The organism is Brevibacillus parabrevis (assembly GCF_022701015.1).
GTDB lineage: Bacteria > Bacillota > Bacilli > Brevibacillales > Brevibacillaceae > Brevibacillus > Brevibacillus parabrevis.
Genome location: NZ_CP064090.1, coordinates 5,797,030 through 5,818,455 on the forward strand (window position 1 = coordinate 5,797,030; position 21,426 = coordinate 5,818,455).

Here is a 21,426-nt window from a genome sequence, read left to right on the forward strand (position 1 = left end):
GTAGATCGCTTTTGCTTTGCGAAAATTTCCACAACGGGCGGACCAAATCCTGCTGGCAGCAAGCAGAAAAGCCGCACCCCCGGCTGGATCATCCCCGGACGTACGGCTTGCCTTTTTTACAAAAACCTGCGATGCACCTTTTTGCCGTCATAGGTGAACATGACTTGCCGGTCTTCCACGACTGTCTCCAGGTGGATATTTTTTCCCCACAAGGTGTAGACGTAAGGCAGCGTCTTCTCGACGTACTTCACGTCCAGCTCCAAGCCCTCGAAGTGGTGCTTGAGCAATAGCTCTCCTGAGCGCAAATAGTCGCCATCATGCACCAGCACATATGGGAAGCCGCCGTTTACCCGCGTCCCGGCCAGACCGTCGCGCACCTGCTCCCACTGTTTTTCCGTCACGACCCAGTCGTTGCCCTGCTTGCCGAACATGTACAGGTCGAGGTCGCTCACCAAGTCTTTTGTCAGGAAGTTGCGGATAAAGCTGATGTCGGATTCCAGCTCGCGCACCTCGAACAGCTTGGCGCGTCCTTCGCCCGGCTTGCGGCCAAAGCGCTCCTGCTCTTCCTGCGTCGGATTGTCCCAGCGTCTTTCAATGTCCTCAAAAATTTTCAAGCCGAGATGGTACGGGTTAATGCTTGTCGTCGACGGCTGGATGACTGAGGAATGCAGCTTGGCAAATTCAATCGTCTCCGCCTCCGTCAGCTCCATCTCCCGCAGAATGCGCATATGCCAGTAGGTCGCCCAGCCTTCGTTCATGATCTTCGTCTCCATCTGCGGCCAGAAGTAGAGCATCTCGTCGCGGATGATCGTCAGCACATCGCGTTGCCAATCGTCCAACACGTTGCTGTACTCCATGATGAACAGCAGCAAGTCTTTTTCCGGAGCCGGCGGGAATTTGCGCACTTGCTTGGCGGGATCAGCCTCCACTTTTTCTTTGCGATCCAGTCCCCACAGGTCATCGTAAGGCGATGTGCGCTCATACTTCGCTTTTTTCTGCGGCTCTTCCCCTTCCCGCTTCCATCTCAGCTTGGGACGCAGCAAGCTCGGATCAATATGCTCCTGTATCGCCAGGCTCGCATCCAGCAAGTTCTCGACCGCTTCCTTGCCGTGCTCGATCTCGTACTGGCGAATCCGCTCGCCGCTCGCCGCCATGCTCTCGACCATATCGCGGTTCGTATTGGAGAAGCGCATGTTGTTTTTGAAAAAGTCGCAGTGAGCCAGCACGTGGGCAACGATCAGCTTGTTTTGGATCAGCGAGTTGCCGTCCAGAAGAAACGCATAGCACGGGTTGGAGTTGATGACCAGCTCGTAAATTTTGCTCAGGTTCAGGTCGTATTGCAGTTTCATCCTGTAAAAGCTCTTTCCAAAACTCCAGTGCGAGAACCTGGTCGGCATGCCGTACGCGCCAAACGTGTAGATGATGTCTGCCGGGCAAATTTCGTATCGCATCGGATAAAAATCAAGGTTGAACCCCTTGGCTATCTCCGTGATCTCGTCAATGGATCGCTCCAGTTCTTTGCGCTCGTCGCCTGTCATTGCCTTTCCCCCTCCATTCGCCAAAGCCTACTTTATGTATATGGGGCAAGTGGAGAAAAGACGCCACGGTTCTTGGAAAAAACGGTTGGAGTGGCAGGGAAGTGTTTTGACAACAAAAAAGCGTCTCCTTTTGAGGAAACGCCTTCATCGAGTTTAGTCATTCTTTATTCTTGGGTACTTAAAAGCCCTCATATGTCATGCTATCTCACACTCTTTGTATTTTTGTGCTCATTAATTGTTCAAGTACGCTCTCGATCTTAGCCATCTCTTTTTCCTTTGAAATCCACCAATTTCGACTCCAAATGCGATGAATAACCCATCCCTTTTCTTCTAAAAATCTTTGTCTGTATATATCCCTTTCCCGCGCAACCTTAGAGGAATGATACATTGCCCCGTCACATTCAATACCAAGAATGTATTTCTCCTTCGTAATCGGGTCCAAAATCCCTAAATCTATTCGATAACCTGAAAAGCCAATCTGCGTATGAACATCATATCCCCGATTCCGAAGAGCATTATATACTTCCTCTTCAAACCCACTGTCAAAAATCAACTGATTGTGCATTTCTTGAACATTGGTTCCATCAACTAGGCCATTTAATATGGACTGGGCAAGTAATCTATCGTTATCTGAGATGGCTTTTCCATATTCCAGATATCTTTTTAACAGCCTTACCCCTTTTGCATATGTCTCTACCCGTGACCAACCACTTGGTTCAAATGAGCATACAATATACACTTTCCTTTTTGCACGTGTAATAGCCACATTTAATCGATTTTCCCCACTGTCACGTGACAATGGGCCGAATTGACTTACCATTTTTCCATCGATATCTTTGGCATACCCAACTGAAAAAAGGATAATATCTCGTTCATCCCCCTGAACATTTTCAATATTTTTCACAAAAAGCCCGACATTCTCTTCACCATTTTTCGATTTTTGGCTTCTTCGATAAGGAATTGGTACTGTTTCAACGATCTGCTCGGCTTCCAGTCTGTTTGATCGGTTCAACCAATGCCCATTAACAGGTATAAATTCGATAGGCTTCGATTTCTTGTCCGTTGATACTGTAGGTGCTATCTGAACTCGTTTGTCATAAAATGCGTAGTTTGAAAAATTGATTAGCTCTTCGTACTGCGAGCGATAATGCCAAGCCAACCATTTTTCTGGAAACTTAGGCTTTGCCCATTCCAATAAGCTCTTTGCTTGCTTCTCATCCCCAGCTACCACCTTTTTCCAGTAATACACGTGGATAAAAGCATAATTAAGGGCTGTCCCAAAAATCAGACATCTGACTTTCGGGACAACCCTATACACAATCGGTCTAAGATTTTAATGCCTTTAGCCGACGGAAATATCAATATTTTGAACAGTATTGTCGATTGAATCAACATCTAATTTTATAGTATGGACATTATCGTCTATGCTTTCTGTAATATTCTTAATCGACTCAACAGCAACTGTCATATCAATAAGATAGTCCTCGATCTTATCCACGCGCTCATTTAAAACCTTGATCTCACCTAGTATTTCCACCAAAACGCTTACTACATCTTCAAGAGTTGCCATTTTTTGCTCCTCCTAATTCGGTCAAATGAACATAATTCAGGCGATCCTCATTTCCAGAATATTTTAATTGAAAATTTCCAATATGTCTATTTCTTTAGCCCTATATCACAAATATGTAATGCACGCAGCGATGTTAGATAAGGCAATTAGCTTACTTGCTTTGCCACCCTTGAATCAATATGCTTCTAAATCGCCAGGCTGGCAAGAACTTGTTCCCCCAATAAAAAAGCGCCCCCATCCAGGAGACGCCTTCGCTTTGTTCACGCCTGCGTGTCGTCCTTATTTTTGGAACCAGTCACGCACGCCCGAATAAATAAGAGCACCGGAGAAGACGAGCATAGCGATCAGGCCAATGCCGTCCACCACTGGATTCAGCCCGTTCAAAAACGTGCCGTCCAACGGGGTGTTCAACAAAGCATAGCCGCCGAGCAGACCGCCAGCCAAGGAAAGCCATTTGTTCATGTCCACGTCACCTCCCTATGCAACAGCCTAAAAATGAAACCGCTGCAATACTTCACTCTATGTCAGAGGCTGACAAGCGGTCTGTACGTTCGTCCAACACACTGTTCATCAAATTGCAATTGGGCATAGCTCATCCTTGTGCGGTACAATAATAATGGATATTTGTGCCTGATTTCGATTATCTGAAGGAGTGAATGACGCATGAAGCTGTTTTTGCTGCTCGGCAGTGTCAGCGGTTTTCTTTCGGTTGCGCTTGGAGCATTCGGTGCTCACGCCCTGAAAGAAAAGCTGGATGAATATTCGCTTGGCATTTTTCATACGGGAGTGACGTACCAGACGACTCACGCTCTGGCACTCGTGCTCGTCGCTTTGCTGCTCAAATGGTATCCGGACTCTTCCGGGCTTGTCTGGGCGGGATGGTGCTTCGCAGCCGGAACTGTGATCTTTTCCGGCAGTCTCTACACATTGGCCATGACCGGGATCAAAGTGCTCGGGGCGATTACCCCGATCGGCGGCGTCCTGTTTCTCGCTGGCTGGGCACTGCTTGCCTTCCACGCCTGGAAAGCCGTATCGTAACCGCTCCATACTTCAGACGTCATCGTACGCCCAACGCTCGCTGTTTGGGCGTTTTTCTCTGTAAAAGAAGCAGCGCCGCACCCCGAATAGACGAATGCCATATGCTGTAGGGCTGGCACTACTGAATCGGTAAGGAGAAAAAAACATGACCAACTCCTCCTACTATTACGGCCTTCCTGATATTTACATGCAGATGGGCTACTTTCCCTTTCCTACCCCTCCGCCCACTGCGCCGCTGAACCGCAACATGCCCGTCCCATACACGATGCCAATCTCCGATCCATGCAAGCACTTCCTCGGGCAATCGGAAAAAATAGTCGCTCAAGACGGCGAGCACGGCTTCGCTTCTCTGGTCAATCCGCTTCGCTCTGGCGTGCTTTTATACGTAAACCAGTGGCTGATCACGAATCCGCAAGCTTGCCCTCTCGAAGCGCACATCTGGTTTGGCAAAGCAGCTGGCATCGCCAAAGCCAAAGCATCGGCGCAAGTGACGTCCGGCTACATCCAGCTTGCTGCCTGTCCCGCGGCTCAAGGGCAGATCATGTACGGATCAGACCATCCACCCGGCCATCCAGATGGAGTCTTCGCCTCGATCCGCATCGTCCCGCCGATGGCGACAGCGGGCGAGCAACCAAACGGCCAGTGGATCATCGGCCCGGGAATGGCCTTGACGATTCGCGTCCCGGATACAGGCGAGCAACCGGCTTTTTATGTTTACATGAACTGGTGGGAGCACCCGTTATAGGAGGGAAAAAGCCATTCGCTTTTTCCCCGCCCTCTTTTCCATAACCATAACTGCCCCTGAAAGCAAAAAAACGAAGACACAGGCATCGCCCCGTCTTCGTCGTATCGGCTACTATTTTTTTACATGTTGAAAACCTATAGACCCTCTGCTACAATGGGAATTGGTCTGTAGGTGACTTTTCGAAACAACTATCATTCTATCTCCAATATAATCTTACCACATTGCAGCATCCTTGTCAAACCTTCAGATCAAAAAAGGGGAACGAAAAAGGAGCGGTACCATGAGCGCTACTGATCAAGAAAGGCAAAACGAGCAGCAACGGGTTGAGACAGTCATCACTGAAATCAGCAACCGGATCACCGACCTCGAACAGCAGGTACAAGTCGTAAGTGAAGATATCGTCGGAATCCGCAAGCATTTTTGGGACGATGTGACCGTCAACTTCGAGGATGCCACCGAGGCGATCGAGACGTACGTCAGCATCAAGCAGCAAGCTGAAGTATTGTCGGAGCGGGAGCGCAGCCAGCGTCATGCCCAGAATCAGTTGCGTACCATGCAGCGATTGATGCACTCTCCCTATTTTGGCCGGATTGATTTTCACGAAGAAACCGAGCCTGGTTCAGAACGCATTTATCTCGGAATCGCCTCTTTACTGGACAAAAACGACGAGCATTTTCTCATTTATGACTGGCGGGCACCGATCTCCAGCCTGTACTACGACTATTCCCCCGGCCCGGCTCACTATGACACGCCAAGCGGGGTCGTCTCAGGAAAGATTACGTGCAAGCGGCAATATATCATCCGCGATGGACAACTGCTTCACATGTTCGATACTGGCGTGACCATCGGCGACGAGCTGCTTCAGGAAGTGTTGGGCAAGCAAGCCGATTCGCAAATGAAAAGCATCGTCGCCACGATCCAGCGTGACCAGAACCGGATTATTCGCAACGAAAAAAGCCGCTTGCTGATCGTCTCCGGGGCAGCCGGCAGCGGCAAGACTTCGGCCGCCCTGCAACGGGTCGCCTATTTGCTCTACCGCTATCGCAAGACTTTGACCGCAGAGCAGATCGTCCTGTTTTCCCCCAACTCGCTGTTCAACAGCTACATCTCGACGGTTCTTCCCGAGCTGGGCGAGGAAAACATGCAGCAAACGACTTTTCAGGAGTACGCCCAGCATCGGCTTGGCGATTCCTTTTCCCTGGAAAATTCGCTGGAGCAAATGGAATACGTGCTTACCGCCCATGACGAGCCTGACTACGAGGCAAGGCTTGCGGCGATTCGCTGCAAATCGTCCGCGCCTTTCCTGCGCGTGATGAATCAGTACGCGGATCGCCTCATGCGAGGAGGCATCGTGTTCCGTCCGATTTCGTTTCGCCAGGGCACGCTTATTTCCGCCGCGCACATACAGGAGCTGTTTTATTCCCATGACACCTCTCTGCCGATCCCGAACCGGATGGCTCTGGTGGCACGAGCTTTGCTCGCGGAAGTCAAACAGCTGGAACGGCGCGAGCGCAGTAAACCGTGGGTCGAGGACGAGGTGCAATTGCTCGATAAAGATGCTTATGTAGCCGCCTATCAGCAGCTTCGCCGCAAAAAGCAGTTTCGCGACGATTCTTTCGACGACTTCGACCGCGAGCAGGAACTGCTGGCAAAGCGGGTGGTCAAACAGCATTTTCAGCCGATTCGCGACTCGATTGCTTCGCTGCAATTTATTGATATACAGGCCACTTATCGCCAAATGTATGCCGACCAGGCGCTGCTCGACCAGTTGCTGTCAGCTGAGCCGTCCCTGAGTTCAGCTGCATGGCCCGCGATCTGTTCGCTGACCCTGGAGTGCTTGGATCAAGGCAAGCTGACACAGGAAGACATTCCGCCTTATTTGTACTTGCAGGAGCGCCTGGAAGGCAAGCAGACAAACAATCTCGTCCGCCATGTATTTCTCGACGAAGCCCAGGATTACTCGGCGTTTCAGTTTGCGCTGATCAAAAACTTGTTTCCGCGCGCCAAAATGACCGTACTCGGCGACTGGAATCAGGCGATTTACGCGCATGCTGCGCACGACGAAAGCTTCGGCACAGTCTCCTCGCTCTTTGAACCAGAAGAGACAGAAACATTCGTGCTGACGAAAAGCTACCGCTCTACCTTGCCGATTGTCCGGTTCACGAAGCAGCTGGTCGCAGGCGGCGAGCAGATCGAGCCTTTCAACCGGGATGGCCGGATGCCGACCGTGACGAAGGTACACAGCGACGCCGAGCTTACACAGCAGATTGTCGAGCGGGTGAAAAAGCTGTCGGCAAACGGCCACAAGACGATTGCCGTCATTACGAAAACAGCTGCGGAAGCCGAGAAAGCGCATCAGAGTCTCGCTGCGCTTTTGCCGATTCGTCTGATTACCACCTCTACCTTGTCCTACGATACAGGCAATCTCGTCATCCCGTCGTACTTGGCAAAAGGGGTCGAGTTCGATGCCGTCATCCTATACGACGCTTCTGCCAAGAGCTACAGCCGGGAAAGCGAACGCAAGCTGTTTTATACCGCTTGCACACGCGCCATGCACGAGCTACATCTTTACTACCGCGATGCAAAAACGTTCTTGCTCGACCACGTATCCGCGAGCAGCTACGAGCATCTGGAAACGGACAACTGATCACAAAAGACCCGGCTGCGCCACTCTGGCTTAACCGGGTCTTGCTTTTGTCGGTTTAAGGCCGACATAGATTGCGACCAAAAGCAAAATCAAATCCAGTTCATACCCGCCGATGAACCCTTTCTCCCACTTCACCGTCACAATCGCTCCTGCCATAACCCCTGCCAGTCCCCACGCCGCATAGCTCGCTCCGATCCCCAGCAAAAAGGCCAGTCCGCCAATCAGCTCGATGGCAAGCACCAGAAAAGCAAGCCACCCCGGCAAGCCGAGATCGCCAAACATTTCGCTGACCGCCCCCATCCCCCGCTGCAGCTTCGCCAGACCATGGAGCAAAAACAGCACGCCAGTCGCCATCCGCAAAACAACGAACGCTCTCTCGTAAGCCATAGCTCGCCCCTCCTCACCACTACCATATGCCAGTCGCGGGACAATCAGTCGTGCTCGGCATGACGTTCGGTCAGCGCACCTATGGGCAGCTCTGCGATCGAACCGAGCCACAGGGCAATCAATCATGATCAGCATGACGATCGACGCTACAGCGAGAGATCAGTTCAAACCTCGTCTGTCGGCAGCGCGGGCAGCCTTTGCTTTTCAGAGCTTCAATCGTCTTCACCCGCTCGTTGGCCCCAACCTTGGCCACCTGAGCGCAGCGCTTGCAGCGATACAGCCGCTGTGAACGCACTTCTTCTCCGGTGTACAGCGGCTTTCTGTACGCTTCCTTCACGATTGGAGCCGTCTGCTCGGTAGTGACGAGCACGATCATCTGGCCTTTTCCGCCCAGCAGTTGTGCCCCCTCGTACTCGTTAAAATGACTGAGAACTTCCCGGACGCTCAATCCCGCCTGCACGAACTGCTGCTGCATCTGCAACGTAAAATCGGGCGACTTGTGCGCAAAAGACAAGAAAACAGGCAGTCCTTTGCGCGGCTGCAAACCGCTGATTCCCCGTGACAAAAACAAGGACATCCCTTGCAGCGTATACGGCGGATCGGTAAAAAAGCAATCGAACTGACGATGCAACCGCGCAGGCAGCGGCTCGCGCAAATCGGCGTGATGGCATTGGATCGCCAAGTTCCGCTGCTGCGCTACATCCCTGATATATTGCAAAAAGCGCTGATCAATATCGACAACCTCAATCTTGCCTGCGCCCCCCGCTTTTCCTGGAAACAACCGTTTGAGCAAAAGGGCGAGCGACACGCTGACCAAGTCGTCGTCGCCCACGCACAATACTTTCTTGCCGACAAGCGCATGGTTCCGCAGACAAAGCAGCGCCCGGCGCAAACTCGTCTCTGCCGTGCATTTTGCCTGATCGAGCTGCACATTCACTTGCGGCCGCTCGGACAAGATGCTCTCCAACTCTTTGTACACGTCCGCCAGCTCGTTTTTCCAGACCGACTCGTCTTGCATCAGCTTATTGTACAAAGTCCGGTCCAGCCCGCCGAACCCAAGTCCATTTTCCACGTAGGCCAAGCCGTCTTCTGTGCAAGCCAAGCCGTTTCTCGCTTGCAGCGCCCCGGCCTTGATCAGTTCATTTTTGATTGCAGTCGCCACCGGAACAGGCAGCATGACTTTTCGCGCCAACTCTTTGCCAGGCAAGCCTGGCTGAAAATAACAATGCAGCAGGAACTGCTCAATCACTTGCGGCCCTTCCTGCAATTGAACTTGACGATACGTTTCTTCTATATAGTTGCGCATGTGTACGCCTCTTTTCATTAGGGATATGCCTCCCTCTCCCTGCGCCGAAGCGGTCATAGTGCTTCCCCTTTATCTGAGGAGCAAAGTGATGACCGCAAGCGGACACACCCACTTGCATGAAAAAAAGGCAGCGAAGAACACATGGTTCCCCTCTGCCTTGGGTGCGCAGAAAAAATCGTAGCCGCTGATACAAAAAAACCGTGCAAAAAGAGCACGGTTCCGGCGACTGATCGGATTGGGCAGGTCGATGACCGTTGTTCTTAACCAATGAAGCTCTCCCTGTTCCCATCACAAACAAACCACTTGCTAGATGGCTTTTTGCGAAAAAATGGGAGAACTTTATCCAATTGGACTAGTTAAGCACAAACGCCGACATCAACATTTCCCCTAGTGAAAAGATTTGAGTTCCAGTATATAGCTTTTCACAAATACAGGCAATACTCTTTTTGTTTGACTAGCTGACAGTTTTCACTTGTACACTCTCTTGCATGCTTCGCTGCTCATGAAGGCGGCGGCCTAACCAGTAAAAGACCAAGCTGACCATGGCAATCGCGCCCATCATGACAAACATCGTCGGCCCGCCGTATGCGTGCAGCACGATTCCGCCCGCCCACGGCCCGAGAAAGCTGCCGAGCATGCTGACGCTCTGCGCTCCGTAATAGGTGCCGCGCATATTCGCCGGGCTGATTTGGTCGATCTGCGCATACTCGGCTGGCACGATCAAAATTTCTCCCAACGTAAAGACGATCATCGCAGCTACGAACCAGCTCCACGTAGCCGAAAAGGCGAAGCCCAGCTCTCCGACCGCCATTAGCGCCGCTCCCGCTGCAATCCGCGAAAACAAGGAATAACGCTCAACCAGTCGCGTCAGAGGCACTTGCAACAGCAGCACCGTAAAGCCGTTGGCACTCATCAACACGCCAAACAAGGCGACGCCTTCCGTTATGTTTTCACGCAAATACTGGGACAACGTAACAGACATCTGCCCATGAACCGTCACCAGCAAAATTCCGCCCACGACAAAAGACAGCAGAGCCACGTCTTTTTTCAAGATGCTCCAGATTTGCTGCAAGCTCGCTTTCTCTGTTGTCGCCTGCCCGCCAGCAGCGCCATCTGAGACGCGATACTTTTGGCACACGATCCATAGCACAGCCGCAAAACAAAGCGTGGAGAACGCCGTAAGCATAAAAGCAATCCCGCTGCCCGCAATGCCTAAAAACGCTCCCAGCATCGGCCCGATAGCCACTCCGAGGTTTATCGCCAAATAGCGGTTGGAAAACACCCGAAACCGTTTCCCTTCCTCCGTCAAATCGCCCATCATCGCTTTCGACACCGTTCCGTAAAAAGACGCCGACAAACCCATCAACAAACTGATCAGCAAAAGCACCAGCAGATTGCCGAAAAAGACGAAACCGACGAAAGCTGCTGCCATCAATACCATGGAAAAAATCATCAGCTTTTGCCTGCCGAACAAGTCCGACAAAATCCCGCCGAGGAAGCCGCCAACTGTGCCCGCCAAAGGCCCCGCGCCGATAATCAACCCGATGTAGGCAGGCGTCAGCGTCGTCGTCTCGCTCAAGTAAATCGCCAGAAACGGCATGCTCATCGATTGCGTCAGGCTGACGAACACCGTGCCCGCCATCAGCAGATGCACAATCGGGTGATACGCCTCCCAAACTTTTTTCCACTTATTCATCGGTCATTCTCCTTGCTTCCTCCTTGTGCAAAAAGGAACGCAACAGCACAGGCAGACGATCGACGAATGACTCGCGCAAGCTGTAGGCTGCAATCGTTGTGCTGCCGTTATAGTGCGCGCGAATCAGTCCAGCCCGGCGAAGCGCCGTGACGTGGTGGTGGACCGTGCTTTTGGCGAGCGACACCTGCTCTTGCAGCTCTCCCAGCGTACTCTTTTTTTCAGCGAGGCACCGCAAAATGTGCAGCCTTTTTTCATCCGCCAAACACTGGGCAAGCGGCAGAAGCTCAAGCAATGGCTGCGGCTCGGTTTGTCCGGCATCTCTGACCGGATACAAGCACGTGGCCAGTCCGCGGTAAAAATCGAGAACGGACGTAGGCGCACAGTGATATTGCGGGATGAGCACGACCTCTTGCAAATCGGGCATAGGCTCGATCCAGATGCCGTTTGACGCATGGTCGATCAGCTCGATCGCGGTCATTTTTCCCGCCAACTCCGTCATTTCCTCCGCGCTTCGCTCCAGACTCGTGACAATGGCTGGCGAGATCCGGGAAAAATAATGCTCATTCCATCGCGCCAAAAGCGACACGCTATGATCGCGGATTTCACCGAGATTGAGCGGGATCGTCTCCACCCATGGAGCGAGCAGCTCGTAAATTTCTCCGGGAGGCAGCTTTTCCAGCCAGCCGAGAAAGTCCGCCACCGATTTTTTCTCCGGGGCTTGCGCGACCAATAGCACCAGTCTGTGCAGCACCTCCCAGCGCTCATCCTCCAGCTCTTGGGCGAACGCTGTGGGCAGCTGTTGCTTCGTTTCTTCCTTCCAGGAGACGCCAAGCTGCAAATGCTTTCGTTCCTTTTCGTAAATGTACGCATACAAGCTGATGATGCATTCATAGGCAGCAGACCATTCGATTCTAATAGAATATGGGTTATTCATTCGATCACCATCGAACATCAGATTTTTTATTAGTGTAGCATCTCCGCTCGTTTTTGAAAAGGCCCGTCTCCCGCGAGCTTTTTCCGAAGTACAGATTAAACCTGACACCCGCTATTTTCCCCAACAAAAAACCCCGCCAGAATCTCCGGCGGAGTAGATGACAAACCTGACTTTAGCCTGGTTACGTTAAACAAGTTAGACGACTTAGACAAACGGCGGGTCCCACGCTTTTTTGCGCCAGCCCAGGCGATGATCGACCACATTCAGCTCGCGATCCAGCACGACATCTACTCCAAACGGCAGTTTCCGGTTGTACCAGAAGCGGACGTCGCTCCAGGTGACTTCATATCCGTCCTGCGATTCTTTCCAGGTGACGTGGATGCGCTGGGCAAATCCGAGAAAAGCGCGCACGCCGTCCACACCGACCGTAGCCTGAATGATCTCGTCGCGGCACTGCTTGGAGTATACGTCTTCGAGCAGCACATGGTCATACTCGATTCTCCCCGTATAAAACCGCTGCTCGGCTTCGATGACAAACCGCCAGTGAAACGGATGCAGACTCGGCAATACGTGGCATACGCCCGCTGTATTCAAGGCGCTTTTCACACGCTTGACTTGCCGCTGATGCTGCCAGCACCGCAAAGCAATGTAAGCAAAAGTCAAGCCGTACGCAACCGGGAACAACACCGTCGCGTCTCCCTGGAAGCCGAGCCACCAGATGGCAGCCGCCAAATGAATGGCGAACAGAAACGGTTCAAAAATCGCCAGCACATCCAGGTGAACCCATTTGCGGCTGAACGGTCGGACACACTGCACACCGTACGCGTTCAGCATATCCAAAAAGACGTGCAGCACGACAGCCGCAAGCGTGCAGCCGTACAATATTCCGACGTGCTGCATTTGCCCAAAGCCCCAGGCCACAGGGAGCGAAATGAGCAGCGGCCAGATGAACAGGGCGGGGATGGAATGAGTGATCCCCCGATGAAAACGGATGTAAAAAGAGATCCCGCGAAGCCTGGCCACTGTGTCAAAATCGGGCGCGTGTGACCCGACTACCGTCGCGACCATCACCGCTTGCGCCAATCCAGGATCGTGCGCAACGGCAGGAGTGAGCTGGGCGAGGCCCGCAAGCGTGACCCCAAGCAAAAGATGACTGGCAGTGTCCATGATGATACCTCCCTTTGCATGGCTATCCCTTCCCTCTCACTGTACAAAATGAACGCGACGATTCCATAAATCCCAGGTAAAAGTTATCCGAAGTTTTGCCGGCGCATCTTTACAAGATCTCTACGAATCGGCGGCAGGCATAAAAAAACAGCACCGCGATTGTCGTGTACATCCAACAATCGCGGTGCTGTTCATAATCGGACAGGCAGCTTGCCCGCTGTTTAGGTCAGGCGCAGAAATTCGTCGATATCGGCTACAGCCAGATCGACCGCTTTTTGCCAAAACTCGACGGTCGTCATGTCTTCGCCCAGATGCTTTTTCGCCAAATCTTCGACCATCAGACGTCCCGTATCCTGGAGAAGCGCATCGTACTTCGCCGCGAAGCTTTCGCCTTCCTCCAGAGCACGCGCATACACGCTCAGGCTGAACAAATAGCCGAAGGTGTACGGGAAGTTGTAAAACGGGTACGAAGTGATGTAAAAGTGCAGCTTGGAAGCCCAGAAGTGCGGCTCGTATTCCGCCAGTGCGCCTTTGAACGCCTGCTTTTGCGCTTCTTCCATGATCCGATCCAGCTCGGCTGCGCTGACCAGACCTTTTTTGCGCTGCTCGTAGAAGTTTTTCTCGAACAGGAAGCGGGCGTGGATGTTCATGAAGAACGCGACGACTGATTGCAGCTTGTCTTCGAGCAGGACGAGACGCTCTTCGTCGTTCGCAGCATTTTTCACGGCAGCGTCAGCCAAAATCATTTCCGCAAACGTCGAAGCTGTCTCGGCTACGTTCATCGCGTAGTTTTGCGCGAGCGCTGGCAAATCCCACATCACTTGCTGATGATACGCATGCCCCAGCTCGTGGGCCAGCGTAGACACGTTGCTTGCGCTTCCGGCATACGTCATGAACACGCGGGACTGCTTGCTCACAGGGAAGCTGGTGCAAAATCCGCCCGGACGTTTTCCAGGGCGATCTTCCGCCTCGATCCAGCCTTCTTTGAAAGCTTTCTCGGCGAATTGCGCCATGCTCGGATTAAAGCGGTTGAAGTGCTCGACGATCAAGGCTGCTGCCTCGTCATAGGACACTTTTTTGTGCACGTTGCCGACTGGCGCGGAGACGTCGGACCAGCTCAGCTTTTCAACGCCAAGCAGCTTGGCTTTGCGCTCCAGATAGGCCACCAGACGGTCTTTGCGATTGTCGATCGCTTGCCACATCGCATCGAGCGTCTTTTCCTGCATGCGCCCGATATCGAGCGGTTCGCGCAGTACGGACTCCCAGCCGCGGTGACGGTACAGAGCCAGGCGAAAGCCGCCGAGATGGTTGAGGGCTTGTGCGCACAGCTCCGTTTCCTTGCCCCACGCTTCTTTCCATTTGGCAAACACTTGGTCGCGCACAGCGCGGTCCGGATGGCTCATCAGGTTGGAGGCTTGGCCTACGGAAAGCTGCTTCGTCTCCCCGTCCAGCTCCACTTCAATCGTCATGCGCCCTACTACCGTGTTGTACAAATCTTGCCAAGCGTGATAGCCGTCTACAGCCAGATCGCTCGCCAGCACTTCCTGTTCAGGAGTGAGCTTTTCCTGGGCGCGGCGGCGGCGTTCGTTCAGCACAAAAGCAAGCGGTTGCAATTCTTCGTCTGCAAGCAGCGCGTTCCATGCCGCTTCGTCAATGCGCAGCAATTGCTCATCCCAGCGCGTCAAAACAGCGCCGAATGCCGCAGAGATCGTTTTCACGCGTCCGCCGAGCAGCTTGGCGCCCTCGTCCTTCACGTTTTGCGCTGTCAGGCAAGAAATGAAAGCGCCTGCTTGTCTTACTCGCACGGCAATGCTTTGCACTTCGGCAACGACATCGACAAACGCAGCTTTTTCCTGCAAGTTCAGGGCCGCATCCTCAACCCGGCCTTTCAAAGTTGCGATATCTTTTTCCAGTTGCTCCAAAAATGCATGGAACGAAGCGGACTCACTTCCACCGGAAAACAACACATCCAAATCCCAACGTTGTGGCAATGCTTGTGACATATGTATCCCTCCTCAAAAACTCTTGATAAAATAATTTCTATAACAACGGGATGATTCCTTCTATTTTATGCAGTTCGCCCGTATATGTATGAATTTAGCGGAAAGAGCGACTGCCGTAAAAAGCAGTCGCTCCGCTTGATCATACAGGCAAGGTAAACGTCTCCCCTTGCTTTTCTACAACAATTCGCTGTTTTTCCTCGCCTGCTGCCGCAAGCAAACGCTGCATTGGCTCTTCCACAGGCTCGCGCGAGAGTACGAATGTATTCCAGTGGATAGGCACCAGCCATTTGCCGCGACTCTCCTGAAACATTTGCCACGCCTGTTCCGGTGTGCAGTGTGCGGCCTGGTAAGAATCCGGCTTGTAGGCTCCAATCGGCATAAACACGATGTCAATTGGTCCAAACTTTTCAGGCAAATCCTCCATCGACATGTACGCCGTGTCGCCCGGGTACAAAATGCGCACGCCGTTTTTCTCGATGATGTAGCCGTTGTAGCCGTAGTCGTGGTTCCACGGGAAACGGTTTCCCCAATGTCTGACGGGAATCGCCGTGATAGTCACGCCGTCTTTGGTCGTCGCTTTTTGCTGCGCGGAAAGCTCCTTGCAGGAAGCGAACGGCATGCCGCTGAGCAGTTTGCCCGTGTTCGCCGCAGTAATGACGTGCGTAGCAGGATGCGCCAATCGTCGCAGTGTTGGCAGGTCGACATGGTCCATATGCGCATGAGACAATAAAATCAAATCGACGGTGCCAATCTCGTCGAAGTCAAGAGCAGGCGGAGTGAAGCGTTTCGGGCCAAAATGAAGCAGCCCTGCGACGCGAAGTCCCAATTTTTCGCCTAATACCGGGTCAGTCAAGATTTTGGTTCCGTACACATTCAGCAGGATCGTCGAATGGCCTACCCATGTAATCGTCACCTCATCTTCTGACCAGTTCGCAGGCTCAGGCTTTGCGTCAAGCTCCTGAAACGCTGGCTTGGGAAGCTGCCCCATGTGGTACCAGTAGCGGTACGCCATATAGCCAATCAAGCCTAAAACGAGCACTCCCAAAAAGGAGCCGAACCAGATGAGGATCGTCATATGCATCAAAGAACCCCTTTGTCATAACGTGATTGTGGTCTCATTATAGCAAAGGGGTCCGTCAGGGACGCAAGGGCAAAACGTGCCGGAAACTGCCGGTTTTGCAAAAAGCCGCGCATGTCCATTCCGCTTGCTTTTGCCCCAGATCAGAAAGAAACACGCCGCGACATACCAAAAAGCACCTGCCGTCCAGTCGAGGAAAGCAGGTGCCTGCGGGGCTGATTGTGGTATACTGCTACTGCCTTATTGATCGTTTCCGAAGGAGGAAAAGCCCATGATTTTACATAAAGGCGAGACGCTGTTCCGCCAGGGAGAAACTGGACCGCTCTTCCATCTGAAAAGCGGGTTGCTCAAAATCAACCGGGTGCACGCAGACGGGACGCTCACTCTGGTAAACATCATTGTTCCAGGCGAGACAATCCCGCATCATTCGCTGCTTAGCCCGAACCCTTACTACGGAACAGCCGTCGCGCTTGTCTCCTGTGAGGTCGAAGTGCTGTCCGCAACAGACTGGTACCGGGAGCTGGAGGCGGATCACCAGAAATGCAGGGAGATCGCTTTGCAACTCCAGGGCAAGCTGCGCATGATGCAGCAGCGCATCGACCAGTTGTCGGAAGTCTCCCCGGCAGAAAGACTGCGCAAGCTCCAGCTGTGGTTCCAGTCGTTTGTTCCCGTCGCTTCGTTGTCTGAAGTCTTGACCCAGGACGAGATCGGCCAGTTCATCGGATTGCGCCGGGAGACAGTCAATCGTTTATTGCGTGCCCAATCAGGCCATAAGAAGTAAAACCGCGCCAGCGCCTCTGCTTTAGTCCAGTGTACCGGCAGGGCCGAAAAATTCGAAATGGATGTCTGCCGCGTCCACGCCCCACTCCTTCAAAGCGCGGTTGATTGCTGTCATGAAAGGAACGGGACCACAGAAATAAAAGTTGGCGTTTTTGTCAGCTACGATGCTTTGCAGCCATGGCAAGTCGATGTAGCCTTCTTTATGGAAAGCGTGTGCAGCGCGATCCTGTTCTGTCGGCTTTTCATAGCACCAGAACGCTTTTACTTGCGAATGCTCGGCAGCCAGCTCCTCCACGGCCTTTCTCATCGCGTGTACGTTGCCGTTTTGCGCTGCGTGAATAAAAGTAACCGGACGAGTCGGGGACGTTTTCACCAGCGTTTTCAGCATGCTCATCATCGGAGTCAAGCCCACGCCGCCGCTGATCAGTACAACAGGTCTGTCGTCTTGCTGATCCAGCGTAAAATCGCCAGCCGGAGCGGATATACGAAGCGTATCGCCTTCTTTGATATCCTCCGACAAATAGACGGATACTTTTCCGGCAGGTTTATCGCCAATCGCGTCCTCGCGTTTCACCGAGATGCGGTAATACGGATTGCCCGGCGCATCGGAGAGACTGTATTGGCGAATGTGGGTATTTTCTTCTCCGGGTATATCCAGCTTGACGCTGATGTACTGGCCAGGCTCGTAGCTTGCGATCGCTTTTCCATCCGCTGGCACCAGGTAAAAGGATGTGATGACGTCGCTTTCTTTTACTTTGCGCTGGACGATGAACTCCCGGAAGTCTGCCCAACCGCCAGTCTGCCCTTCTGCCTGGTCATACATTTCCGCTTCCACGCTGATGAACACATCCGCGATGACCCCGTACGCTTCTGCCCATGCCTGGATGATCTCATCCGTGGCGGCATCCCCCAACACTTCTTTGATTGCCGCAAGCAAGTTTTCCCCGACAATCGGATAATGCTCAGGCTTGATTCCCAGACTGCGGTGTTTGTGTGCGATTTGTTTCACTACCGGCAAAATCGTTTCCAGTTTGTCGATGTACAAAGCAGCCGCGTACACCGCATTTGCCAGTGCCGTTTGCTGTCTGCCCTGTTTTTGGTTGGCGTGATTGAAAATGTTCAACAGCTCTGGATGGCTGGCAAACATCCGTTTGTAAAAATGTTTGGTTATCGTAGTGCCGTGCACTTCCAGTACAGGCACGGTCGATTTGATAATGTCGATGGTTTTTTGGTTCAACATACAAAACCCTCCTTGAAGTTCAACGTCTTGCTTATGTATGTAGTGTAACGGAGCAGCTGTTTTCGCTCGTGTGATTATAATCACAGGAAAAAGCAACGATTTGTGACAAGGAATTTGGGAAAAGGGTACCTCTCGCGCAACTCCTGCGATATAGTAAATCTAGGAAAATTAAGGGAGTGGACCGATATGACGCTGGAAGAATATCAAAGACGCGCCTCGGAGCAAGATGACTGGGCACCAGGCTGGGATGCCCTTGATGAGGCTTTTCAGAAGCTGTACCCTGGTCAGGAGCCTGCCCATTACGGCACAAATATGGTGAGCCGCGCCATGTTTGGCGGTGACGAGTACCTGGATGGCTACAGCATTTATGAATCGTCGCACGGCTTCAAGCATTTGCTGACCTACGGCATGACGGAGCTGTACACAAACGAACAGGCGTATGGAAGCGAGTGGAGCCAATGGGGCTACGAGATGACGATCAAGCTCAAAGCAGAATCCAACGAAGAATGCATGTGGGCGATTGACATGCTGTCCAATCTGGCCCGCTATACATATACCCAGAAGCGCTATTTCGAACCCGGCCAATACATCGCCGGAAACGGACAATCTTTGCGGATCGGCACAGACTCTGCCATCACCGCCCTTCTGATTGCCGCCGATACAGAAGTAGATGGAATCGACACTGTGCACGGTCGGGTGGATTTTGTCCAGCTTGTCGGCATCACGCAAAGAGAGCTGGAAGTGTTGAAGGAAGACCCTTCCCAAGCTGAGGTTTTGATCGAGCGGATGAAGGCCGACAATCCGTATTTGGTGACGGATATGGCGCGGAGCAAGTCCTACTTGTAATTCATGACCGCTCTGTTTCCTCTGGCCTGCTGGTTGATAGAAAGAAAGGAAGTCGGCACACGTGAAAGTCGGTTTAGTGAGACACTTCAAAGTCAAACAAGCTTACCCAAAAGGGGCATTCATTCCCGGCCGCGTAGTGAATGAGTGGTTCCGAACGTACGATCAGGCAGACATTGAATCTGGCAGCACCGACCTTAGCGGAATCGAATGGAACAAGTGCTATGTCAGTACGCTCCCGAGAGCGGTCAAAACGGCGGAAACGATTTTTCCCGGGCCGATTACGCCAATGGTCGAGCTAATCGAAATTCCCCCGCCAGCCTTTTCCGAGCGTCTGCGGCTTCCTGTTCTCATGTGGGCGGTATGGATCAGGCTGTCGATGTACTTCGACCGCAAGACGCGCGAGGAAATCAAGCGTGCTCGCTTCCGGATCAGCGAAGTATTTGATCACGCCTTTGGAAACCACACGGAAAATGTCCTCATCGTCAGCCACGCTGCCCTCATGGTGTTCATGCGAGAAGAACTGATTCGCCGCGGCTTTGCAGGGCCGAAATTCAAGATTGCCAAAAACGGGGAGCTGTACGTTTTTGAAAAGCCTCCTTGTTGACAAACGAATTGCCCATCTGCCCATGAAAAAAGATCATCCCTTATATTCGTCGGGATGATCTTTTTGTATTCGCTCTCTCACAAACTTGGCGATGCTCTCTACGTCATCGACGTGAAAACACGGTACATTTTCCTTGCGATCGGCTGACCAGCTCACGACCCCAACCAGGTGAGAGACGGACTGGAGCAACTCTTCGTCTTCTGGACGCCGCAGCAGCACCAGCTTGGGAAAGTGCTCGCGCTTGAAGCCCTCGATCAAAACGAGATCAGCTCCCGCCTCTGTCAGTCGCTGGACGAGCACAGGCAGCTCCAAGGGGCGCTGCTCGATCATCGCCGTCTTTGTTTTCGAGGTAATCGCGACGAGCGAAGCTCCGGCCTCGCGGTAGCGCCATGTGTCTTTTCCCGGCTGATCCCACTCGAAATCGTGTCCGCCATCGTGCTTGACCACCCCGACCCGCAAGCCTGTACCCTCCAAAAGTGGAATCAGTCTCGTTAACAACGTCGTCTTGCCGCTGTTGGAATAGCCGACAATTTGCAATACCCGTCTCCGCTCGTCCATTCCTATCCGTCCTTTCTCCACGCAGGGGCGGCATGGGTCAGCACATCTACCAGCTCTCCCACCGCTTTGCCACTGCCGCCTGCCGGAATGACAATGAAGCATTCACTGTCTTTCAGCGTCCCCAGGTTGCCTGCCTTGTCGTTGAAATCGGGCACGGCCAGCAACACGCTGTCCTGTTCCATTAATTTCCCCCGCAAATAGCGCGGGTATGGGCAAGGCTTTTCGTACGGAACGGCGAGCCTTGCCTGGATTATCGGCGGCTTTACCCCTTTTTCCCCGGCAAGCTGACGGATCGCCGTCCGCCCGAACAGCTCGAAGCCAAGAAAGCAGGCGCCCGGGTTCCCCGACAGCGCCAGAAGCGGCTTGCCTGCCACGAGCATGCTGGTCGTAGGGCTTGCCGGACGCATCGCTACCCGGTTGAACAACAGCTCTACATCAGGGTCATCAGCCAGATGTGCAATCACGTCGTAATCGCCGACCGACACGCCTCCGCTGGAGATGAGCACATCTACTTGCTGCATGTACTCGCTAATCTTGTTCTTTGCTGGCGCAAGTTCGTCCTTCATGCCGGAAAAGCAGACAGGGACGCCTCCTGCCTCCGCTACCAAAGCAGACAGCATCGCCATGTTGCTGTTGCGGATTTTGCCTGGAACAAGCGGCTCGTCAACGCCCAAAAGCTCGCTGCCCGTGGACAAAAGGCCCACTCGCGGCCTGCGAAAAACGTCAACCCGGGAAAACCCGAACGTAGCCAAAATCGCGATCGTGCCAGCATTGATCCGTTCACCTGCCTGCGCGATTACCGTTCCTTTCGCCATTTCCTCGCCGCGGCGGGAAACGTTATCTCCTGGCTGAAGCGCTCGCTTGATCCAGACCTGCTCAGACTGTTCCCCCGGATTTTGCGTCTGCTCAAACATGATCACAGCATCGGCACCTTCCGGCATCATCGCTCCGGTCATAATCCGCGTGGCACAGCCTGCCGTCACTTCCCGGGCAGGCACCTGGCCTGCGGCTACCGTCTCGATCACGCGCAAAGCCACCGGACTTCCCACGGAAGCAGTCACCGTATCCGCTGCCTTGACTGCATAGCCGTCGAGCGGCGAGCGATCAAAGTGCGGCAGGTCGTGCGTCGCGTGCAGATCGCAAGCCAATATCCGCCCGTACGCTTCTCCGATGTTCACCTGCTCTGTCGCCAGCGTCGGCAACACCGCCAGCCATTTGTCGACCGCTTCCTGTACCGAAATGGTTTGTCGCGCAAAACGCATCGTCCGTCCTCCTAGTCATGACCGCCC

General features: G+C 53.0%; 20 protein-coding genes. 6 read left to right on the top strand and 14 right to left on the bottom strand.

The features are described 5' to 3' along the window. Positions 1-116 precede the first annotated feature (116 nt). The 4 genes from IRJ17_RS26590 to IRJ17_RS26605 all read right to left on the bottom strand — a co-directional run bounded on the left by IRJ17_RS26590 (position 117) and on the right by IRJ17_RS26605 (position 3,570). On the bottom strand, positions 117-1,538 hold the full coding sequence (locus tag IRJ17_RS26590) for a SpoVR family protein (protein WP_122962758.1): 1,422 nt from the start codon (positions 1,536-1,538) through the stop codon (positions 117-119). Positions 1,539-1,743: 205 nt separating this feature from the next. Beyond that, positions 1,744-2,733 (bottom strand): AAA domain-containing protein, encoded by a 990-nt coding sequence (locus tag IRJ17_RS26595; protein ID WP_242772440.1) that lies wholly within the window; start codon positions 2,731-2,733, stop codon positions 1,744-1,746. A 147-nt stretch (positions 2,734-2,880) separates the two neighbouring features. After that, positions 2,881-3,108, bottom strand: a complete 228-nt coding sequence (locus IRJ17_RS26600) for a hypothetical protein (RefSeq protein WP_173596021.1) — start codon at positions 3,106-3,108, stop codon at positions 2,881-2,883. A gap of 279 nt (positions 3,109-3,387) precedes the next feature. After that, positions 3,388-3,570, bottom strand: a complete 183-nt coding sequence (locus IRJ17_RS26605) for a hypothetical protein (RefSeq protein ID WP_122962756.1) — start codon at positions 3,568-3,570, stop codon at positions 3,388-3,390. Positions 3,571-3,771: 201 nt separating this feature from the next. Between IRJ17_RS26605 and IRJ17_RS26610 the strand changes: the two genes are divergently transcribed. The 3 genes from IRJ17_RS26610 (at position 3,772) to helD (ending at position 7,538) form a co-directional block, all read left to right on the top strand. Then, positions 3,772-4,146, top strand: a complete 375-nt coding sequence (locus IRJ17_RS26610) for a DUF423 domain-containing protein (protein ID WP_122962755.1) — start codon at positions 3,772-3,774, stop codon at positions 4,144-4,146. Between the two features lie 145 nt (positions 4,147-4,291). Further along, positions 4,292-4,891: a DUF6143 family protein gene (locus IRJ17_RS26615; protein WP_173596020.1), complete on the top strand. Its 600-nt coding sequence runs from the start codon at positions 4,292-4,294 to the stop codon at positions 4,889-4,891. Positions 4,892-5,171: 280 nt separating this feature from the next. Beyond that, positions 5,172-7,538 (top strand): RNA polymerase recycling motor HelD, encoded by a 2,367-nt coding sequence (gene helD / locus IRJ17_RS26620; RefSeq protein ID WP_242772443.1) that lies wholly within the window; start codon positions 5,172-5,174, stop codon positions 7,536-7,538. 30 nt (positions 7,539-7,568) lie between these two features. On the opposite strand, the gene IRJ17_RS26625 is transcribed toward helD, so the two are convergent. The 7 genes from IRJ17_RS26625 to IRJ17_RS26655 form a co-directional block, all read right to left on the bottom strand. After that, the gene (locus IRJ17_RS26625; protein ID WP_122962752.1) at positions 7,569-7,925 is read right to left on the bottom strand and encodes a DoxX family protein; all 357 of its coding nucleotides are present in this window, start codon (positions 7,923-7,925) and stop codon (positions 7,569-7,571) included. A 118-nt stretch (positions 7,926-8,043) separates the two neighbouring features. Beyond that, a complete protein-coding gene (locus IRJ17_RS26630) occupies positions 8,044-9,231 on the bottom strand; it encodes a bis-aminopropyl spermidine synthase family protein (RefSeq protein WP_242775339.1) in 1,188 nt (395 codons plus the stop codon). A gap of 454 nt (positions 9,232-9,685) precedes the next feature. Further along, the gene (locus IRJ17_RS26635) at positions 9,686-10,927 is read right to left on the bottom strand and encodes an MDR family MFS transporter (RefSeq protein WP_217021857.1); all 1,242 of its coding nucleotides are present in this window, start codon (positions 10,925-10,927) and stop codon (positions 9,686-9,688) included. Further along, positions 10,920-11,861, bottom strand: a complete 942-nt coding sequence (locus IRJ17_RS26640) for an ArsR/SmtB family transcription factor (protein WP_217021856.1) — start codon at positions 11,859-11,861, stop codon at positions 10,920-10,922. The genes IRJ17_RS26635 and IRJ17_RS26640 overlap by 8 nt, the downstream gene beginning before the upstream one ends. Positions 11,862-12,065: 204 nt before the next feature. Continuing rightward, on the bottom strand, positions 12,066-13,028 hold the full coding sequence (locus IRJ17_RS26645; protein WP_217021855.1) for a metal-dependent hydrolase: 963 nt from the start codon (positions 13,026-13,028) through the stop codon (positions 12,066-12,068). Between the two features lie 221 nt (positions 13,029-13,249). Next, on the bottom strand, positions 13,250-15,031 hold the full coding sequence (locus IRJ17_RS26650) for a M3 family oligoendopeptidase (protein WP_242772446.1): 1,782 nt from the start codon (positions 15,029-15,031) through the stop codon (positions 13,250-13,252). 139 nt (positions 15,032-15,170) lie between these two features. Next, positions 15,171-16,112, bottom strand: coding sequence for an MBL fold metallo-hydrolase (locus IRJ17_RS26655; protein ID WP_173596015.1), 942 nt, complete (start codon positions 16,110-16,112; stop codon positions 15,171-15,173). A 268-nt stretch (positions 16,113-16,380) separates the two neighbouring features. On the opposite strand from IRJ17_RS26655, the gene IRJ17_RS26660 reads away from it, so the two are divergent. Further along, complete coding sequence (locus IRJ17_RS26660; RefSeq protein WP_122962746.1) at positions 16,381-16,890, top strand: Crp/Fnr family transcriptional regulator; 510 nt, start codon at positions 16,381-16,383, stop codon at positions 16,888-16,890. A 21-nt stretch (positions 16,891-16,911) separates the two neighbouring features. On the opposite strand, the gene hmpA is transcribed toward IRJ17_RS26660, so the two are convergent. Further along, positions 16,912-18,129, bottom strand: a complete 1,218-nt coding sequence (hmpA, locus tag IRJ17_RS26665; RefSeq protein WP_122962745.1) for an NO-inducible flavohemoprotein — start codon at positions 18,127-18,129, stop codon at positions 16,912-16,914. A gap of 186 nt (positions 18,130-18,315) precedes the next feature. Here hmpA and IRJ17_RS26670 point away from each other — a divergent pair, with 186 nt between their 5' ends. Next, positions 18,316-18,975 carry a suppressor of fused domain protein gene (locus IRJ17_RS26670; RefSeq protein WP_217021854.1) on the top strand — a complete coding sequence of 220 codons (660 nt, stop codon included), beginning with the start codon at positions 18,316-18,318 and terminating at the stop codon, positions 18,973-18,975. Between the two features lie 61 nt (positions 18,976-19,036). After that, complete coding sequence (locus IRJ17_RS26675) at positions 19,037-19,579, top strand: histidine phosphatase family protein (RefSeq protein WP_122962743.1); 543 nt, start codon at positions 19,037-19,039, stop codon at positions 19,577-19,579. Positions 19,580-19,612: 33 nt separating this feature from the next. Here the strand turns inward: IRJ17_RS26675 and mobB are convergent, their stop codons facing one another. Next, positions 19,613-20,137: a molybdopterin-guanine dinucleotide biosynthesis protein B gene (gene mobB, locus IRJ17_RS26680; protein WP_122962742.1), complete on the bottom strand. Its 525-nt coding sequence runs from the start codon at positions 20,135-20,137 to the stop codon at positions 19,613-19,615. Between the two features lie 2 nt (positions 20,138-20,139). After that, positions 20,140-21,399 carry a molybdopterin molybdotransferase MoeA gene (locus IRJ17_RS26685; RefSeq protein WP_242772449.1) on the bottom strand — a complete coding sequence of 420 codons (1,260 nt, stop codon included), beginning with the start codon at positions 21,397-21,399 and terminating at the stop codon, positions 20,140-20,142. Between the last annotated feature and the right edge of the window lie 27 nt (positions 21,400-21,426).

Coding starts and splice junctions, on each gene's coding strand:
- IRJ17_RS26590 (WP_122962758.1), bottom strand. CDS start 1,538: ATGACAGGCGACGAGCGCAAAGAACTGGAGCGATCCATTGACGAGATC.
- IRJ17_RS26600 (WP_173596021.1), bottom strand. CDS start 3,108: ATGGCAACTCTTGAAGATGTAGTAAGCGTTTTGGTGGAAATACTAGGT.
- IRJ17_RS26605 (WP_122962756.1), bottom strand. CDS start 3,570: ATGAACAAATGGCTTTCCTTGGCTGGCGGTCTGCTCGGCGGCTATGCT.
- IRJ17_RS26610 (WP_122962755.1), top strand. CDS start 3,772: ATGAAGCTGTTTTTGCTGCTCGGCAGTGTCAGCGGTTTTCTTTCGGTT.
- IRJ17_RS26615 (WP_173596020.1), top strand. CDS start 4,292: ATGACCAACTCCTCCTACTATTACGGCCTTCCTGATATTTACATGCAG.
- helD (WP_242772443.1), top strand. CDS start 5,172: ATGAGCGCTACTGATCAAGAAAGGCAAAACGAGCAGCAACGGGTTGAG.
- IRJ17_RS26625 (WP_122962752.1), bottom strand. CDS start 7,925: ATGGCTTACGAGAGAGCGTTCGTTGTTTTGCGGATGGCGACTGGCGTG.
- IRJ17_RS26630 (WP_242775339.1), bottom strand. CDS start 9,231: ATGCGCAACTATATAGAAGAAACGTATCGTCAAGTTCAATTGCAGGAA.
- IRJ17_RS26635 (WP_217021857.1), bottom strand. CDS start 10,927: ATGAATAAGTGGAAAAAAGTTTGGGAGGCGTATCACCCGATTGTGCAT.
- IRJ17_RS26640 (WP_217021856.1), bottom strand. CDS start 11,861: ATGAATAACCCATATTCTATTAGAATCGAATGGTCTGCTGCCTATGAA.
- IRJ17_RS26645 (WP_217021855.1), bottom strand. CDS start 13,028: ATGGACACTGCCAGTCATCTTTTGCTTGGGGTCACGCTTGCGGGCCTC.
- IRJ17_RS26650 (WP_242772446.1), bottom strand. CDS start 15,031: ATGTCACAAGCATTGCCACAACGTTGGGATTTGGATGTGTTGTTTTCC.
- IRJ17_RS26655 (WP_173596015.1), bottom strand. CDS start 16,112: ATGCATATGACGATCCTCATCTGGTTCGGCTCCTTTTTGGGAGTGCTC.
- IRJ17_RS26660 (WP_122962746.1), top strand. CDS start 16,381: ATGATTTTACATAAAGGCGAGACGCTGTTCCGCCAGGGAGAAACTGGA.
- hmpA (WP_122962745.1), bottom strand. CDS start 18,129: ATGTTGAACCAAAAAACCATCGACATTATCAAATCGACCGTGCCTGTA.
- IRJ17_RS26670 (WP_217021854.1), top strand. CDS start 18,316: ATGACGCTGGAAGAATATCAAAGACGCGCCTCGGAGCAAGATGACTGG.
- mobB (WP_122962742.1), bottom strand. CDS start 20,137: ATGGACGAGCGGAGACGGGTATTGCAAATTGTCGGCTATTCCAACAGC.
- IRJ17_RS26685 (WP_242772449.1), bottom strand. CDS start 21,399: ATGCGTTTTGCGCGACAAACCATTTCGGTACAGGAAGCGGTCGACAAA.